General features: G+C 66.2%; 17 protein-coding genes and 1 pseudogene. 11 read left to right on the top strand and 7 right to left on the bottom strand.

Annotated features, from left to right (window positions below; all coding sequences use genetic code 11):
* Window positions 1-26: 26 nt before the first annotated feature.
* Window positions 27-1,874 carry a stealth family protein gene (locus tag AB5J49_RS22920; protein ID WP_369170486.1) on the top strand — a complete coding sequence of 616 codons (1,848 nt, stop codon included), beginning with the start codon at window positions 27-29 and terminating at the stop codon, window positions 1,872-1,874.
* A gap of 70 nt (window positions 1,875-1,944) precedes the next feature.
* Here the strand turns inward: AB5J49_RS22920 and AB5J49_RS22915 are convergent, their stop codons facing one another.
* Window positions 1,945-2,679, bottom strand: coding sequence for a helix-turn-helix transcriptional regulator (locus AB5J49_RS22915; protein WP_369175223.1), 735 nt, complete (start codon window positions 2,677-2,679; stop codon window positions 1,945-1,947).
* Window positions 2,680-2,762: 83 nt separating this feature from the next.
* On the opposite strand from AB5J49_RS22915, the gene AB5J49_RS22910 reads away from it, so the two are divergent.
* Entirely contained in the window at window positions 2,763-3,200 is a 438-nt protein-coding gene (locus tag AB5J49_RS22910; RefSeq protein ID WP_369170485.1) for a hypothetical protein, read from the top strand.
* Window positions 3,201-3,272: 72 nt separating this feature from the next.
* Window positions 3,273-3,491, top strand: coding sequence for a hypothetical protein (locus tag AB5J49_RS22905; protein WP_369170484.1), 219 nt, complete (start codon window positions 3,273-3,275; stop codon window positions 3,489-3,491).
* A gap of 12 nt (window positions 3,492-3,503) precedes the next feature.
* On the opposite strand, the gene AB5J49_RS22900 is transcribed toward AB5J49_RS22905, so the two are convergent.
* The 3 genes from AB5J49_RS22900 to AB5J49_RS22890 all read right to left on the bottom strand — a co-directional run bounded on the left by AB5J49_RS22900 (window position 3,504) and on the right by AB5J49_RS22890 (window position 9,423).
* The gene (locus AB5J49_RS22900; protein ID WP_369170483.1) at window positions 3,504-4,925 is read right to left on the bottom strand and encodes an ATP-binding protein; all 1,422 of its coding nucleotides are present in this window, start codon (window positions 4,923-4,925) and stop codon (window positions 3,504-3,506) included.
* 458 nt (window positions 4,926-5,383) lie between these two features.
* Window positions 5,384-6,619 (bottom strand): SWIM zinc finger family protein, encoded by a 1,236-nt coding sequence (locus AB5J49_RS22895; protein WP_369170482.1) that lies wholly within the window; start codon window positions 6,617-6,619, stop codon window positions 5,384-5,386.
* Window positions 6,616-9,423, bottom strand: coding sequence for an SNF2-related protein (locus tag AB5J49_RS22890; protein ID WP_369170481.1), 2,808 nt, complete (start codon window positions 9,421-9,423; stop codon window positions 6,616-6,618). The genes AB5J49_RS22895 and AB5J49_RS22890 overlap by 4 nt, the downstream gene beginning before the upstream one ends.
* A 174-nt stretch (window positions 9,424-9,597) precedes the next feature.
* On the opposite strand from AB5J49_RS22890, the gene AB5J49_RS22885 reads away from it, so the two are divergent.
* The 5 genes from AB5J49_RS22885 (at window position 9,598) to AB5J49_RS22865 (ending at window position 12,241) form a co-directional block, all read left to right on the top strand.
* Window positions 9,598-9,996, top strand: coding sequence for a hypothetical protein (locus tag AB5J49_RS22885; protein WP_369170480.1), 399 nt, complete (start codon window positions 9,598-9,600; stop codon window positions 9,994-9,996).
* 127 nt (window positions 9,997-10,123) lie between these two features.
* Window positions 10,124-10,372 (top strand): hypothetical protein, encoded by a 249-nt coding sequence (locus AB5J49_RS22880; protein WP_369170479.1) that lies wholly within the window; start codon window positions 10,124-10,126, stop codon window positions 10,370-10,372.
* Window positions 10,369-10,770 carry a DNA-binding protein gene (locus AB5J49_RS22875; RefSeq protein ID WP_369170478.1) on the top strand — a complete coding sequence of 134 codons (402 nt, stop codon included), beginning with the start codon at window positions 10,369-10,371 and terminating at the stop codon, window positions 10,768-10,770. The genes AB5J49_RS22880 and AB5J49_RS22875 overlap by 4 nt, the downstream gene beginning before the upstream one ends.
* Window positions 10,771-11,445: 675 nt before the next feature.
* Complete coding sequence (locus AB5J49_RS22870) at window positions 11,446-11,775, top strand: hypothetical protein (RefSeq protein WP_369170477.1); 330 nt, start codon at window positions 11,446-11,448, stop codon at window positions 11,773-11,775.
* Between the two features lie 70 nt (window positions 11,776-11,845).
* Window positions 11,846-12,241 (top strand): DUF5958 family protein, encoded by a 396-nt coding sequence (locus AB5J49_RS22865; protein WP_369170476.1) that lies wholly within the window; start codon window positions 11,846-11,848, stop codon window positions 12,239-12,241.
* A gap of 85 nt (window positions 12,242-12,326) precedes the next feature.
* Here AB5J49_RS22865 and AB5J49_RS22860 read toward each other — a convergent pair whose 3' ends face one another.
* Window positions 12,327-13,175: a DUF4231 domain-containing protein gene (locus AB5J49_RS22860; RefSeq protein WP_369170475.1), complete on the bottom strand. Its 849-nt coding sequence runs from the start codon at window positions 13,173-13,175 to the stop codon at window positions 12,327-12,329.
* 118 nt (window positions 13,176-13,293) lie between these two features.
* On the opposite strand from AB5J49_RS22860, the pseudogene AB5J49_RS22855 reads away from it, so the two are divergent.
* Window positions 13,294-13,423: pseudogene (locus AB5J49_RS22855) on the top strand (site-specific integrase); the annotation flags it as partial.
* 19 nt (window positions 13,424-13,442) lie between these two features.
* Here the strand turns inward: AB5J49_RS22855 and AB5J49_RS22850 are convergent.
* Window positions 13,443-13,892: a hypothetical protein gene (locus AB5J49_RS22850; RefSeq protein WP_369170474.1), complete on the bottom strand. Its 450-nt coding sequence runs from the start codon at window positions 13,890-13,892 to the stop codon at window positions 13,443-13,445.
* A gap of 522 nt (window positions 13,893-14,414) precedes the next feature.
* Between AB5J49_RS22850 and AB5J49_RS22845 the strand changes: the two genes are divergently transcribed.
* Together AB5J49_RS22845 and AB5J49_RS22840 are read left to right on the top strand one after the other, a co-directional pair.
* Window positions 14,415-15,128: an adenylate/guanylate cyclase domain-containing protein gene (locus AB5J49_RS22845; RefSeq protein WP_369170473.1), complete on the top strand. Its 714-nt coding sequence runs from the start codon at window positions 14,415-14,417 to the stop codon at window positions 15,126-15,128.
* Complete coding sequence (locus AB5J49_RS22840; RefSeq protein WP_369170472.1) at window positions 15,125-15,619, top strand: Pycsar system effector family protein; 495 nt, start codon at window positions 15,125-15,127, stop codon at window positions 15,617-15,619. Before AB5J49_RS22845 ends, AB5J49_RS22840 begins: the two co-directional genes overlap by 4 nt.
* A gap of 211 nt (window positions 15,620-15,830) precedes the next feature.
* On the opposite strand, the gene AB5J49_RS22835 is transcribed toward AB5J49_RS22840, so the two are convergent.
* Window positions 15,831-16,739: a hypothetical protein gene (locus AB5J49_RS22835; protein ID WP_369170471.1), complete on the bottom strand. Its 909-nt coding sequence runs from the start codon at window positions 16,737-16,739 to the stop codon at window positions 15,831-15,833.
* Window positions 16,740-16,770 lie beyond the last annotated feature (31 nt).

The raw sequence follows: 16,770 nt of genomic DNA, 5'->3' as shown, positions 1-16,770 counted from the left end.
GGCTGGGGGGCATGGACATGGGGGGCATGGACATGGAGGGAACGGGCATCCGTCACCGCTTCGGACTGCCGGGGGGCATCCGGGCGGCCCGGGACTTGTCGGTACGCCTGCGGCTCTGGCTGACGGCCCGGCTCTGGACGCTGCGCGCGACCCGGGCCCGACGGCGCCTGCGGGCCGCGGATCCCGCACTGCGCCGGATCACCTTCGGACCGATACGGCTCTACGGTCGTACGGTCGCCGGATACACCGCCGCGGACGCCGTCGAAGCGGATCTCGAGCGGGTGTGCACCCTGCTGGAGGGGCTAGGTGTCCCGTACTTCCTGGTCCCCGCCGACCACGGGCCCGGTGCGGCGGCGCCCCGGCAGGCCATCGGCATCGAGGAGAGGCACCGCGGCGCGGTTCTCTCCCGGGCCGCCCGACGCTTCGCCGGCACCGTCGGGTACGTCGGCGCCGTCGGAGCGGACGGCGCCGTGACGACCGCGGTGCTGTGGGCCGACGGGAAGCTGCCGCGAGCGCTGAGGCGGGCCACGGTGCTCCGTACCGGCGTGGTGCGTCTGGGTCCGGAAGGGCAGGTGCTCACCGGTCTCGAGACGGGGTGCGACATCGAGTTCTGGCGTCACGGCCGGGACCTCGGCAGCACCCCGGGCACCGATCCGACCTGGTTCACCGTGCCCGGCAGCCGATTGCCGGACGTCTTCGGCCAGGCACTCGTGGCCCCGCGCCGCAACGCCGTCGCGGAGGTACTCCCGCAGGCGGCCCAGCAGCCTGCCTCCGTGGCGGGCCGCCACCGCAGCGTGCCGACGTTCGCCCCGTTCGCCGAGCCGGGCATCGACGAAGTGCGTTTCCCCGTCGACGCCGTGTACACCTGGGTCGACGGGAACGACCCGGCGATGGCCGCGAAGCGCCGAGCCCATCAGGCCCTGTCCTGCGACGTCATCGCCGCGCGCGAGACCGGTGCCTCCCGCTACACCTGCCACGACGAACTGAAGTACGCACTCCGCTCCCTGGAGATGTACGCGGGTTTCGTCCGGCACGTCTACCTGGTGACCGACTCCCAGATCCCTGCCTGGCTGAACCCGGACGCGGAGGGCCTGACGGTGGTGGACCACCGGGACATCCTCCCGCCCGACGCACTCCCCGTCTTCAACTCACACGCGATAGAGACCCGCCTGCACCACATCCCGGGCCTGTCCGACCACTACCTCTACTTCAACGACGACGTCTTCATCAACCGCCCGGTACGGGCCGAGCACTTCTTCCACGGCAACGGCATAGCCCGCATCCCCCTCTCCCCCCTGAAACTCGGACTCGGCGCCCCGCACCCCCTTGAACCGGCCCCCAACTCCGCCGGCAAGAACGCCCGCGAGGTGATCAGCCGCTTCCACGGCAGACACATCACCCACAAATCCCTGCACACCCCGCACCCCCAACTGCTGTCGGTCATGCGCGAAATGGAGACCCTCGAAATCGAGGAACTCAAGCACACCTCCTACTCCCGCTTCCGCTCCACCTCCGACGTCGCCCCGGCATCCACGCTCCACCACCACTGGGCGATCGCGACCGGCCGCGCCGTCCCGGCCGACTACCGCTTCCGCTACGTCCAACTGGGCACCCCGGACATGCACCGCCGCCTGGCCCGCCTCGGGGCCGGTGAGGACATCGACTTCTTCTGCCTCAACGACGTGGACACCACCCCGGAGGCCAGACCGGCGGCCCAGACCGCCATCCACACCTTCCTGGAACGCAAGTACCCGTTCCCCAGCCACTTCGAAGGCCCGCCCCGCCCCACCTCCCGCCCGGCCCCACCACTTACGGCGCGCGTCCCGGCACACCCGGCGGGCCGGCCGACCCGCCGCCGGCCTGCGACGCCCTGACCAACACCGGCTGCGGGCAGGTCAGCGCTCTGCGACGCGGGGCCGGTGATCGACGCGGCGAGTGAGCGCGTCAGAAATCCGCGGGTGCGGGTGCGGGTGCGGGTGCGGGTGCGGGTGCGGCGGAGGCCGGCTCGAGGCGGACGCAGCAGTGGCCGGGGCCGGGTGCCAGGCATGCCTGGAGGCCGCCTTCTTCGAGCCCTTCGAGCCCTTCGAGGACGCCGCGGAGCAGGTGGAGATTCATGCCGCACACGGTCTGGGTGTGGTCGCGGGCGAGCGCGTGGAAGGGGCAGTTGCCCAGGACGATGGCCTCACCGTCGTAGCGGGGCTCGAACCCGTTGCCTTCCAGCAGGTCGAAGACGCCCGCCTGTTGGTGTCCGGCGAGCTGTGTGCCCAGCTCGTGGGCCTTGCGGTGCAGGACGGTCCGGACCGGTTCGCCGGTGGCCTCGGATTCCTCCAGAGCTTGAGCGAGGAGCCGTCCGGCCAGTTCGTAGTGCCGCTCGGGCAGGCTGACGGTGACCTGCTTGGCGGAGCGTTTGTAGAGCTTGGCGGGCCTGCCGGCTCCCGGGCCGGTGCGGCCGCTGCGCCGTTCGTAGACGACGTCGAGCAGTGATTGGTCCGCCAGGCGGTCCAGGTGGAAGGCCGCCGTCTGCCGGGCAAGGCCGAGGGCCTCGGCGGCTTCGTCGCGGCTGACCGGGCCCGGCTGGCGCACGACGTGCTCGTACAGCCTCCTGCGGGTCGGCTCGTCCAGAGCGGCGACTGCGGAGACATCGGGGTGGGGTGCTTCCTTCGGGTGGTCCACGAACACCAGTGTAAAACCCACGGCCATTGACTATAGAGGCTGCGCGCGCTTCTATCGTTAGTGAGAGTTGTCGATAGAAGGAAGGCGTCATGTCGTCCGCAACCACAAACACCACGTCCGCCACCCCTCGGCGAGCCGCACTCACCGACCCCGGATACCAGGCGTTCGTCATCCTGCGTACCGGGTTCACCGTGGCACCGATCCTGTTCGGGCTGGACAAGTTCACCAACCTGCTCGTGGACTGGCCCGCCTATCTGGCGCCGTGGATCGACGACATCGTTCCGGGCAGCGCCCAGGCGGCCATGTACGCAGTGGGAGTCATCGAGATCGTGGCGGGCCTCGTCGTCGCCCTGGCCCCGCGCTTCGGGGGATGGCTGGTCGCCGGATGGCTCGCCGGCATCATCGTCAACCTGCTGACCATCCCAGGGCACTACGACATCGCGCTGCGCGACTTCGGCCTTCTGCTCGGCGCGGTGGCCTTGGCCCGCCTCGCTCAGCGTTACCGCGGCACGCAGCAGCCGCACTGACACCACGCACGCGGGCGCCGACGGCGACGAGGCGGGTGAGCGCCAGGGGGCCACTCGCCTCGCACGTGCCCGATGACCCAGCCCACGCGGGGGCGGGACGAGGGCCAGCAGCCGGTGACGTGCGCCGCCGGCGCCTACGCTCCGCTGCGGCCCTACGCGGTGATCGGTGACGGCCGCACCGCCGCTCTGACCGCCCGGGACGGGCTGGTGAACGGGCTGGTGAACGGGCTGGTGGACTGGCTGGGGCTGCCTGGCGTCCGTCGCGCTCTGCGCCGGCTCAGCTCCTCGTGAAGCCCGCCCTGCTCAGGCTCTGCGCCAAGCGCTGAGCAGTTCCTCGGGGCCGTAGACCGCCTGAAGGCCGGAACAACCGACCCCGTTGCGGGAGACCGCCACGAGCGGTACCGGCTCGTCGGTGATCGCTGCCCGATGCTTCTGCAACGCGGCCAGGTCATGGCTGTCGAACGTGGAATTCTCCAGCCACTTGACCGAGCCGAGAAAGAGCAACTGCTTCGCCACCGGCTGCCGGTCCGCGCCCACCAGGTCGATTTCGACGTCGTTGCTGCGGGTCCAGTACCCGCCGATCGCCGGCGCGGCGGGCAGGGACCCGGCCGGCAAGAGGCGGGCGAGGGAGTCCCGGACCAGGGGCTCGATCGCGCGGCCCCGCCAGCTCGTCCACTGCTCCTTGATCCGGCTCAGCGTGAGATCTCCCCGCATCCGCTCGATCTCCGCCATGTGCGGATCGAGGAACGCGAGCCAAAAGCGCAGGTAGGGGTCTGCCACCCGATAGCGGCGCTCCTTCGACGGCCGCAGGGAGAGGGGCAGCTCGGCTGCCACCACCCGCTTCTCGGTCAGTACTTCAGTGGCTCGGGTGAGCGTGGTGTGGGCAATGCCGCCGGCGGCGCGCGCGATGTTGGTGAAGGTTCTCTCCCCGGATCCGATGGCCCGCAGGACTTCCCTGCTCATCGCCTGCGGCGGAAACTCCGCGGCCAGTGAGCGCTCGGCGGACACCAGCAGCGCCGAGATCGGGTTGTCCAGCGAGTCGCGGAGGAACTCCCAGACATCCGATCCGGCCCGCCACTCCGCGCAGATCAGCGGAAGACCGCCCGTGATCAGGGCGGCGTCGAAGGCGGCCGCCGACGGCAGATCGAGCATCTCGCCGATATCGGCCGGGTTCAGCGGCCCCACGACCATCTCCCGGCCCCGCTGATGGAACGGGCGGTCGTAGCTGTTCAGCGCCTCCATCATCGAAAGGTCGGATCCGACCAGGAGGAGAAGTACCGGTTTGCGGCTGAGCAGGCGGTCCCATGCCCGCTGGAGCATGCCCTCGAAGGCGTCAATGCGGTCCATGAGATACGGGACCTCATCGATGACGACGACGCTGGGGGTGTCGTCGGGCAGAACTTCCGCAAGCAGCCTGAATGCCGCATTCCACTGAGCGGGCGTCTCCTCCGCGAACAGTGCCCGCTCCGGCAGGGTGGATCTGGCGACGCTGTCGAGCAACTCCGTCAGTTCGTCCTCGGCTGTGCCGCCGGCAGCGGTGAAGAAGAGGTACGGCGTCTCGGTGCGCCGGAGGAACTCCTCGACGAGGCTCGACTTGCCGACCCGTCTCCGTCCGCGCATGAGGATGCACTGCCCCGGTTTCGCCGACCCGACGGCATCGCGAACCGCCTGCAAGGCGCTGCCGAGCCCGCTCAGCTCGCGGTCTCGCCCGATGAAGCGACGCATGGCAAGCCCCCTGCCAGAGATAGTATCAATGGAGATACTATCTCTACAGCTACCATCCCCGTCGGCGTAGGGCAGAACCTTCGCCCAGCTTGCGACGATCTCCTCGGTGTACGTGCCGCAGGGCGCCCCTCCCTCGAACGGCGCGGGCTCGGCAGTCGTGGCCGGGGCGGCCGGCGGCTGGGCCGCCGGAGGTCGTGCCCGAGCAAGTGGGAGACGCCCTCTGGGTGCCGCCCGGAACCGGCGGAGCTCCCGATGCCGCCGGAAAATCCAACAAATGTTCGTCTGGGGGTTCTGGGGCGTACGGCAACGTCCTGACCTGCGGTGCAGCTGGTCCGGTCGGGGGTTCTGAACGGTGCTGTACGCCGGTGAATGCAACCAGAACTGCAACCACGGATGTGGAGCAGCGTGAGTGTGTCCAGCTGCTGCTCGTGGTTCCTGGTCAGCGGGAAATCGCCTCCTTACTCCCCGTTCTGCGACCAGGCCGCGGTGAGCGCGGTGACCGGGTCACTGTCGGCTGGTGCGACGGGCTGCCATTCGCCGTCGTCGTCCTGGAGGTAGGGGTACCAGCGGGCGTCGGGGCCCAGACGCAGCTGGATGCCGTGCTGGGTGAGGGTGAGGCGGTTGCGCCAGGCTCTGAGGTGTGTGGGGGAGTCGGTCATCTCGGCGAGGGCCGTCTCCAGGGCGGTGCGGGTGGCCTTCATCACCGTCGGGTCGGGGGTGTGGGGCTGTTCGGCGATGGTGATGCCCGTGGGGCCGCCGTGGCGCCAGGCGCGGGTGAGGCGTGCGAAGACAGTGGGTTTGGTGCCGGTGTTCTGGATCAGGTGGTGGAACCACTCGGGTCCGGGGTTGCTTGCGGCGATGCGGACGGCGTCCTGGTGCTGGGTCAGGTGCAGGTCGGCGGTGTCGCCCTCGAGGAGCCGGGCGGCGCGCGTGGTGGCGTCGGCCATGAGGCGTTCCAGGTCCGCGGCGGCCAGGCCGGTGCCGGGTGGCGGGGCGACTGGCAGTGCTGTGGTGTGGGCAGCGGGTTCCGGGAGTTCGGGCAGTTCGGGCGGCTCTTCGGCCCAGTGGGCGTACGCGGCGGCGGCCGGGATGCCGGCCGGTGAGGTTGAGGCGGCGGTGTCCTGTGCTGCCGTACGGAGTGCGCGCAGCTGGGCGAAGACCTCCTCACGACCGCGGCCGCGCAGCGTGAAGAGCACGAACGGGTCGGTGTCGATGGTGGCGGCGATGGCGTAGCAGAGTGCGGCGGCGTGCTTGCAGGGGTATCCCCAGTCGGGGCAGGAGCACTCCGGATCGAGCTCGGTGGGCAGTGGGAGCAGTGGGACGCCCGCGTGCCGGGCGTCGTCCACGAGTTCGGCGGGCATCTCGTCGTCGAGAAGTGCTGCGAGATGTCCGGCGCGGGCCGCGATCGTGTCGAGCAGGGTGTCCCACTGAGGGTCGGTGAGGACGGGCAGGTGGACTGAGGAGCGGTACGGGCGTGGGCGGCTGCCCTGGACAGCGGCGTTGACCTTTCCCGGAGCGACGGTGACCGGGCCGACCATGCCTTTGCGGGCGTAGGTGCGTCCGCGCGAGAGCCGTCCTGCGTCCAGGGTGGAGTCCTCCAGGGCGGCCACCCATGCTTGGCCCCACCAGGTCGCGGCGAAGGCTCGCTTGCCGCGGGCGGGCGCACGGCGCTGGCCGGGGACAGCGGGGCTCATGACTGCCTGCCCAGGGCGACGAGTTCGGCGAGGTCAGCGTCGGACAGTTCGGTCAGGGCTGCCTCGCCGGAGCCGACGACGGCGTCGGCGAGGGCGCGCTTGGCTTCGAGCAGCTTCGCCACCTTGTCCTCCACGGTTCCCTCCGCGAGGAGCTTGTGTACCTGGACGGGTTTGCCCTGGCCGATGCGGTAGGCGCGGTCGGTGGCCTGGTCCTCGACGGCCGGGTTCCACCAGCGGTCGTAGTGCACGACGTGAGTGGCGCGGGTGAGATTGAGTCCGGTGCCCGCCGCCTTCAACGACAGCAGGAACACCGGCACTTCACCGCGCTCGAAGCGGTCCACCATCTCCTCGCGCCGCGCGACGGGGGTGCCGCCGTGCAGGAAGAGAGCGGGGACGCCGCGCTCGGCCAGATGCTTCTCCAGCAGAGCCGCCATCTGTTTGTACTGGGTGAAGACCAGCACGGATTCGCCTTCGGCGGTGATGGTGTCGAGAAGTTCGTCGAGCAGGTCGAGCTTGCCCGAGCGGCCCCGCAGGGGAGTGGACTGGCGCAGGCTGTGCTCTCTCAAATACTGGGCGGGGTGGTTGCAGATCTGCTTCAGCGCGGTGAGCAGCTTGAGTACCAGACCGCGCCGGGCGATGCCCTCCGAATCCGCGATCTTCGCCATGGTCTCGCGGACCTGTGCCTCGTACAGGCTCGTCTGCTCGGCCGTCAGCGGGACGACGTGGTCGGTCTCGGTCTTGGGCGGCAGTTCGGGCGCGATGCCGGGGTCGGACTTCTTGCGGCGCAACAGGAAGGGACGTACGAGACGGGACAGGCGCTCGGCTGCCTCGGGATCCTCGCCCGCCTCGATGGCGCGGGCATGCCGGTCACGGAACGCGGTGAGTGTGCCGAGGAGCCCGGGGGTGGTCCAGTCGAGCAGGGCCCACAGCTCGGAGAGGTTGTTCTCCACGGGGGTGCCGGTGAGAGCGACGCGGGCGCGGGCGGGCAGGGCGCGCAGTTCGCGGGCGGTGACGGCGTAGGGGTTCTTGACGTGCTGGGCCTCGTCGGCGGCCACCAGCGACCAGGCTGTCTCGGCGAGCACTTCGCGGTCGCGGCGCAGCACCCCGTAGGTGACCAGGACGATCTCGTCGCCGGCCAGGTCCCCCAGGTGGCGGTCGCCGCCGTGGTAACGGCGTACGGGGGTGGACGGTGCGAATCTGGCGGCCTCGCGCTGCCAGTTGCCGAGCAGGGAGGCCGGGCAGACGACAAGGGTGGGGCCCGCGGTGGTGGGGTCGCTCTGGCGGTGCAGGTGCAGAGCGAGCAAGGTGATGGTCTTGCCCAGGCCCATGTCGTCGGCGAGACAGCCGCCGAGGCCGAGTGCGCACATCTCGGCCAGCCAGGCCAGGCCCCGCTTCTGGTACTCGCGCAACGTGGCCTTGAGGGCGGCGGGCTGGGGCACGGGGGTGCGGGATTCGGGGTCACGGATACGAGCGACCAAGTCGCCGAGCGCACCGACCGCCGCACAGGGGACCCGGTCACCGTCCCGCTCGGTCTCGCCGGTCAGGGCGGCGCTCAACGCCTCCATGGGGGTGAGCGGTTCCATCCGGCGGCGCTTGGCGCGGGCCACCAGCTTCGGGTCGGCGACCACCCACTGGTCGCGAAGCCGGACGAGGGGACGGCGTGACTCTGCGAGAGCATCCATCTCGGCCTCGGTGAGCGGCTCGCCGCCAAGGGAGACCTGCCAGCGGAAGTCGAGGAGGGCCTCGGTGTCCAGCAGGCCGCCCGCGGTGGAACCGGGGGCGGTGCGCTGCCCGATCTCCGCGGTCGCGGTGAGCGCCTTGACCAGGTCACGCGGCCAGTGCACGTCGACACCGGCCGCGCGCAGCGCGTCCGTGGCGTCCCCAAGGAGATCGAAGGCTTCGTCGTCGGTCAACCGGAGCTGATCGGGAGCGGCATCGTTGAGCAGCCTCCGCAGCGGGGACCAGGCGCGGGCGCCTCGGCGCAGGGCGAGAAGGGTCTCGGTCTCGGCGCGTGGGCCGAGCAGCCGCTCCACTTCGGTCGGCTCGCTCCAGAGTCGTGCGGCCTCGATGACGAGCGCCGGGTCCGCCGCGGTGTGCAGTTGCAGGACGGCCCGGAACTGCCGTCGGCGTCCTTCGGGTACGTCGACGCGCAGGGAGATACCGACCTCGGCGGTGAGCGCCGCCTGGGTTACCTCGGCCCATTCACGCAAGGCGGGCACGGCGCGGGCCTCGCGCCAGGCGTACGGCAGCGCTCCCATGGCGAGCGGCGCGGCCGGTGTACGGACCAGATCATCGGCTACCGCGTCGCAGAACTGGCGTACCAGCGCAGCCGGTTCGGCGATCCGTACCGGCGCAGGACCTGGCTCGGGCAGGCAGTGGGCGTGTGGCGGGAAGGCGGCGGCCAGGGCGTCCAGCGTCTGGCGCTGGGCGGCTGTGAAGGGACCCACCTGCCAGGTGTCGTAACCGGCGGGGGTGATGGCCGGGTGGAGGCGGCCGTCGGCCAGCAGCCGCAGCGCGAAGCGGGTGGCCGCCCGCCAGGCGGCGCCGGAGGGATGCGTCGGCTCCGCATCAGCCAGGGCGGAGACAGCGACGGCGACAGGAAGCGCGTAACCCTCGACCCTGCGCCGCCTGACCGAGCGGCCGTGCGGCAGGACCAACTCCGCCACCTCGGTCTCCAGGCCGGTGGGCGCCGTGCTGTCTTCGGCTGCTGCACCGGTCGGCTTCCACAGCAGCAGCCGTCCGAGGCGGGCGGGCTCACCGGGCAGGAACACCACCGCCCAGCCGGAGCTGAGCAACTCCCTCACGAAGGCGGATGTTTCCTGCCGGGCCAGCGGCGGTGCGTTCCTCGCGCCCGTACTCGGCTCTCGTACGACGACTCGTGCCACTCTCTGCCCTGTCGCTTGTCGGACCCTCCCCGGGCCCCCTCACTACCGAACCCCACCAGGCAACGTCACACGCTGGCAACCACGGGCCTTGGCTTGACTGCTGGCGACGGCGCCATGGCGGATATGCCGCTGCCGAACACACCGGTCCTCGACCGTACGGTGCAGCGCTACGGTCAGGCTATGAGCACCTGGGACCCAGCCGCGCTGGAGGCGTTGATCGAAGAGGCCACGGTCGACGCCTACGGCCAGGATGAGCAGCTCACCGGCTTCTTCACGATGATCGAGGAGAGCCTTGCCGTGCCGTTCACCACGACTGTTCTCGGCATCGAGGTGAGCGTGGTCGGTGTCGATCTTGCCAAGGACGGGTGCGTGATCGCACGCTGCGCCCGGGGGCCGGTCCGACAGGACATCGGAATTCTGGACCTGCCGCTGCCGGAACCCGCCCCCGAGGGCTCGCAATGGATCGAGGCATACCGCCACTGGGCCCGCTGAACCAGCGCGTCGCACAACTGCCCAGCTGAGCACCTGCTCGAACGGCCAGTCGCCCCGACTGCCGCTGACCGGACCGACTGCGCAAACAGAGAGTACGTAGCGCGCATACCGCAGTATGCTTACAGCTATGGCTGACACCACACGTATCACGGTGACACTCCCCACCGAACAGGTGGCGGAGCTGAAGAAGATCACGGACAACATCTCCGGCTACGTGGCCGAAGCGGTCGCCAGACAGATCCGGCACCAGCTTCTGGGCGCCGACCTGCGCAGCCACACGGACGAGCATGGGGCCTTCAGTGAGGAAGAGCTGGCCGAGGCGCGGGCGCGGATCTTCGGTACCACGCAGGCCGCCGGCGGCGCGAACGCCGCGTGAGCGGGCACTTTGAGACTGTCGTCCTCGACAGCGAAGGGCTGGCGGCCTGGGTGGCGCAGGACCGGAAGGTTCTGGCGATGTTCCAGGTGTTCCACGACATGGGAGCGGACCTTGTCGTCAGCGCCAATACCATCGTGGAGGTGAGCCACGCCAGGGTGAATCTGCCCCGACTGCATTGGGCGCTCTCCCGGGTCAAGGTGGAGCCGGTCACGGAGGCAGCGGCCAAAGCGGCGGCACAACTGCTCAAGGGCGCCGGTCTGCACGGACACAAGTACGCGATCGACGCCACCGTCGCGGAAGCAGCCTTGCGTCAGCCTGGTCCGGTCGCCGTCCTCACGTCGGATGTCGATGACATGACCCGGCTGTGCGGCAGCAAGGTCCGGATGATCGGGCTATGACCGCGACCTCGTTCCGGGGCCATGGACGGATCCGCGCGGATCCGCCGAGACCAGAGTCGCCGCAGGCCAACCCGTGATGGGTGAATCAGGCATCGACGGATGCTGGGGCATGACTGCGGTCGATGCCGAAGCTCCTCAGGGCGCAACACCTGCTGGCGGCGCAAGGCGGCGACTGCCTCTCCTTCTACGCCGTAGAGGACGGCCAACTCATCGTGTGGGTCCTGGCGGCCGGTAACCGTCGTGACGTATCCCGTCGGATGGTGTGGCTCCCCGCGGTCTGCGCCGGTCGCCCCATAGGACGTGAGCGTGCGCCTTTCCTGCTTGAGGCAATGTCCTAAATGTCGCCTATAAATGCAACCGAAACTGCAACCAAGGCATGCCGAAGAGCCGGACCGCAATGAACGGTCCAGCTCTTCGTTTCGCCTGTTCAGGCGGCTGCGGAGGATACGAGATTCGAACTCGTGAGGGGTTGCCCCCAACACGCTTTCCAGCTGTGGTGGTGTGCTCTGGGGCCGTGAACGGGGCCGTTCACCTGCGTTCATGGGCGTTCGGCCGTGGGAGTGGCTACCGGCTTCGGTCTCGTCTGAACGGCCGTGAACGGTGCTGAATGAGACGGAAACTGAGACGGGCGGTAGGGCTGGGGTCGCTAGCATCGGCGCTGTTGAAGGGGGAGTCATGGCGCTGGTCCGCAGGGGATCACGACGGATCGTTGTCGACGGCACGGTGTACCGCTGGCGGCTGCGGGGCAGGCCGACGTACTTCCAGGGGCTGGCCTGGTCGCCGTGCACGTTCGCGGTCGAGCACGCGGACACCCCGGGGACGACGCTGGTGGTCACCACCGACCAGCCGCATCCGAGCAACTGGATCGGTCGCGAGGCTGAGCCTGTGCGGCCGTCCGGTGTTGCCGCGGCTGTTCGGCTTGCCCTGCGTGAGGGGTGGACTCCGACGGCTCCGGGCTCCGCGTTCCACCTCGACCAATCCGCCGGCTTCTCGCCTTCACACTGAACAGCCGGGGAATCGTTCACGGGCGCTGGTGCGCAGTTCCGTCTGCCTGAAGATACGGGGGAGGTAGCCGATGTTGTACGTACACGAGGTGGTCCTGAACGAACTTGCGCAAGGGCTCAGACCAACGGGCGAGGGTGTCGAGTGGTTCGAGGGTCTCTCGGAGGATGACCAACGCAAGGTCCTGCACGCACTGGTGCTGTTCTGCGGGCAGGCCCGCGCCCGCAAGGATGATGTACCAGAGAGCATTGTGCGGTCTGGCATTCGTCCCACTCACACGCCGGCGGTGATGCTCACGAAGTGGCGCTTCGGGATGGAAGTACTCCCGGCCTATGAACTCACCAAGTCCTTCCGCCTGCTCGTCGCCCTCTTCAGCATCGCGGATACCCGAAGGCGGACGCTGCATTGCGCCGATGGGTGCGGCCACGAGTGGCACAACCTGTCGGATCCGAGGCGGGGTGCAGCCTAGCTGTCTTTTTGCTCTGGGTCTTGCCGGGGATCTTGGTGAGCTGGGTTTCTGCTGGTTAGGGGCCGTGGGCTCGTGCGCCTGTGGGTCAGCCCTCGGGCGTTTCTGTCGGCTGGTCCAGTTGCTGCTGCCTTTTGCGCTGGTCATTCTTGAGGGTCTCAACCCGCTCGGTAAACTCCAGAAGGGCAGCTTCGTCGTCAGCGCTGCCAATATAGCGGCCAACCTTCAGATTGACAGCGTTGTACTCCTCCTCAATGGAGTCGGCTGTCTGCTGGAGATAGAAGCTACGCTCGCGGAACTTGAAGTAGCCCGTGAAGCCTGCTGCGAGACCGACAGAGAAGCTGGTGCCAACGGTGATCCATTTATAAGGAGCCGGGGTATCCGCAAGGCTTGCTGCCGTCGACGTCGCAAGCGAACCAACGATGATGATGCTTTGAAAGAAGTTGTGGACACGCCTGTAACGAAGCCCGTCGGAGCGGTACTGCTCGATGGCTACTGGGACGGTCTCTCGGTAGATGTGGCGGCGGATTTCTGTTGTTAGGTCGATAGATGCTGCGGAGAGACGCTTGCGCTCAAGGGCGAGCTCAAGGTCGATCTTCTTCCCTGCCGCGTGACCCGCTTCCCATTTGTCTTGGAGGGGACCATCCCAGAAGTCAATAGAAGTGCTGTTGGCGCGGACGACCACACACAGGATTAGGAGAGCGATGAGAAGCGGGATGCAGGCCACGTTGACGCGGGCGAGGTCAATGTAACCCCATGTGACGATGTTCCCGATGAACAGAATCAAGAGCAGCGTAGGCGCAGAAGAGTAGGTGGAAACTAGTAGAAATCGCTTAAGGCGGGCTTCGCGAATTTCGTCCCGAAGGGCGAGAATCTTCCTATCGTGCGTAAGAAGTTCCTCAATTGCCCTTTCGGCCGCAGACGTTGACTGTGCCATGGTCCCCCACTACTTCTCTGCATGACGATCCAAAAGCGATCTGATCATAGAAGCCTCTCTCGGATCACGATCTACATCCGAAGTATTAGGTCGCGAAGAGAACCCGCGCCGGTGTGGGCGTTTGCTGCCGAAGTACGAGCGCGGGTGTGGTGAGGCAGCGCCGTGAGGCCGGGTACTGCCCGACCCGAGTGCAGGTGCGGCGCGAGACGAAGAACACGAAGTCACGCGCCGGGCGTCGCGCCATTCCCTTCCGGGGGCGCTGTGGCATCAATCAGTAGCCTTGCGGCACTCGTCCCCAAAAGTGTCGGACTTCGTCACGAGCTCAGCGTGGCGTGCCTCAAGCTGGGTGTCCTTATCGACGTCCTCAGGGGTCGAATACCCGCCACCGACCTTCGTGGCACGTAGATCCCCCAGGTCGATGGTCACCGACACCAGCTCGGCCAAGTCGTCAGCTGCAGTCGCGAGCGGTTGCCAGGTTGTGTCGCTCCGGGCTGCTTGCGCTGCCTTGTTGGCTACCTCCTCCGACAGAGGCAGGAACTCATCGCGGGCCTTCGTTCGGGCGTCTGCATCAGTGAGCACGTCGCCGCCCAGGTCCGGGAACTCCACGTTGCAGGCCTCCCGAGCGAGGCTTAGAGCTTTGTTTTGCTCGTTGGTGCACGCCGTCATCGCAAGGCCGGCAAGCACCAGCACTGTGGCATATCTGCTGAACATCGCCATGAAGCCCCCTCCCGAACGTGCGACTTATTGTGCACGCATGCCTCACATCAATCGGTCTCGATTCGGCTGCCTCTGGGTTTCGATACCTGGTGCGGCACGTGCAACTTGACTGCATGACTCCCTCATGACAGCCCGCTGGCACGGCAGTGGCACGAACCTCAGCCCACGACAGTCCGCCACGACGGCGGGTGCGCCGAACGACCACGCACGCGTATGCCTCGCTGCACCCCCACTGGCCTTAGCCACGCTGCCAATGCCGTCAACCAGAGCAAGCCATGGCGGGGATGCTGGTAGTGAGATACGTGCCCTCTTGCAGTGCTGACAGGTTGCGAGCCGCTGCGCCTCGACCTCGTCCTGGAGCATCGACTTCTGCCCCACCAGCGAGGCCCCCATCCGAACGCTTCAGGTCGCACCGCAGGACGCTCGTCCACGGATTCGACCATTTGCCGTACAGATGCCTCCTTCTGCTGGTATACCACCTCAACGATGACCAAGTGTTGACTGAGAGCGAGGGAGGCAACCATGGGGCTGAAAAGCGAAATTGACGAAGCATTGACTGAGGTTGTGGGGCATACATGGAAGCAGCGTGACGGACGGACGGTTCCAGGCACCAAAAACATCGTCCTGCGTGACGGGGCGGTGAATCTAGAAGCCGTCTATCTATATTCGGATATGCGAGAGTCCACCCGCCTTGCAAGGGAATTTCATCCGACCGTTGCCGCCAAGGTGGTTCGAGCCTTCCTTAACTGCGCTGTTCGTGTCATCAGGAACCACGATGGCCATATTCGCAGCTTCGACGGCGATCGAGTGATGGCCATCTATATCGGCGAGCGCGCACGCACTCGTGCCGCTATTTCTGCCCTGAAGATTAAGTGGGCTGTAGATAACTGTGCGCGACCCGTACTTGCTAATAGATTCCCTCAACTAGCTGAAAAGGATTTCGTTTTGAGTCACGGGACTGGCATCGCGTCGGGGAAGGCATTTCTCGCCCGCGCTGGCGTCCGAGATAATAATGACCTGATATCGATCGGACGTGCTCCAAATGTTGCGGCAAAGCTGAGCGACGTTAAGCGGCCTCCTTATCGAACGTACGTGACCGAGAATGTCTACAAAAAGATGGCTGCCGACGGGAAGACCAGCAGCGACGGAAAGAATATGTGGAGTGAAGAGATGCGGGAGGTGGGTGGCGAGCAAATCAAAGTCTATCGCTCCTCGTGGGGTTGGGTGGTCTCGTGAGCACTAGCCCCGAAGAAACGGCATGGAAAATCCATTCCACCCTCGTGGACTGGACAGGTAAAGTGGACACTAAGGCATCATTTGCTCTAACAGTAGAGTCGGGCATTCTTGTTGCCATCACCGCACTTTCCGGCAGTGGGCGAAGACTCGGAAGAATCGATGGATGTGCACTTTGGGTCTTCTATCTTGGAGTGGCGGCGCTAGCCATTGGTGCCCTCTTCGCCATCTCTGTTGTTTCCCCCAACTTGCGAAAGGCGAAGGTCTCTCCAGAGAGTCACGATAATTTTGTATTCTTCGGTCACGTTCGCCATTGGGATCCTGCAGAATTGGAGACAGCGTTGCGCGAGAGAGACCCTCTGCCCGTGCTGGCCAGGCAACTGGTTGTGATGAGTGAAATTGCCTGGAAAAAGCACGAGAGAGTAAAGAAATCTTTCGCGCTTGCAGTTCTCGGCGCCCTTTTGGTTGCAGTGGCGGGAATCTTCGGCGCATAACAAGGCCAGGCGGAACAGGCGGGACCGAGTGGTCGCCCAACGAGCAAACCGGCTTCGAGGTCGGGGAAGGTCGCCTGTTCAGGGCCCTCAGATCCCCGACCAGTTCGACCATGTCCGCAAATAATCTACGGCGATTGTTGAGGTGTCAGAGCTAAAAGGTTACGATCCCCGTGATCCGATAACTGCATTCCGGCGGCAGTCTTCACCCTCGTCAGCCACCGATTCCGCGGCGGATTTGGAGCCCATTGGCTTCGCGGAACTTGATGACCTTCTGATACTTCCCATATGCCAAGAAGTTTCGCTTAGAGTCCAAGTCTGGCCGACGCCAAGATCCGGTGCAGATTTTTTCGCAGTACGTGTCGCCACATGTTTCACACCAGCCGCTGGTCAGAAGTAGACCTTCAGCGTCTTTACCCGAGACTTTCTCCACATGTTGTTCAGACCAGAGTTCCGCAGATTCGTCACTGCAAGCGCATGAATACCAGAGGTACTCATTGCAGCGAATTGTGTCTGCTATTGGCTTGGTAACGATCATCTGATGGGCCGCGGCCTGTTGTGAGCATTTCGCCGCATAATTCACAGCTCGTCCGGCCCATACGGGAGCGTTATGGTCAGTGCGTGAAATTCCGATTTTCTTGGCGAGGAGATCGCTGACCGCGCAGCCAACCTTAAAGCCCGTCTGTGGAGTATTTGTGGGCCACTTTTTTTCCAGAGCTGGCATCAAAACTCGCTCGCCAAATGTCTTGATCGTAATTCCAGCGCAAATTGCACGCCGCTTTGAGTATTCCCCCGTGAACAGGCCGAATGCGGCATCTCCCTGCACGTCGATGAAATCGGCACCAAAATCTGCCAAGATGCGTACGGCAGGTTTAACCGCCGCGTCATAGATGGAAGCCGTGGAAGCCTCCCACCGGCCGTTGCGTAGACTTGTCGAACCGGCAAGATCGGCAAATACGCAGGAAACCTGCGAATACTTGCGCCACTTGGGTGTATCAATATATAGGTCTGTGGTATCAATCGGCCCGTCGGTCTTGATAACCTCCGGAGTTTGCTTCAACTGTTCGTCGACATGCTCTTCGGAATCGTCCAGCATCTCGGATACCGATGGTCTGTCTGCCATGACTCCCCGTTCACTAGAAGCATCATTATGC

It is taken from the genome of Streptomyces sp. R28 (assembly GCF_041052385.1).
In the GTDB taxonomy this organism is placed as follows: domain Bacteria; phylum Actinomycetota; class Actinomycetes; order Streptomycetales; family Streptomycetaceae; genus Streptomyces.
This window is presented reverse-complemented; position numbering and strand designations above follow the sequence as displayed.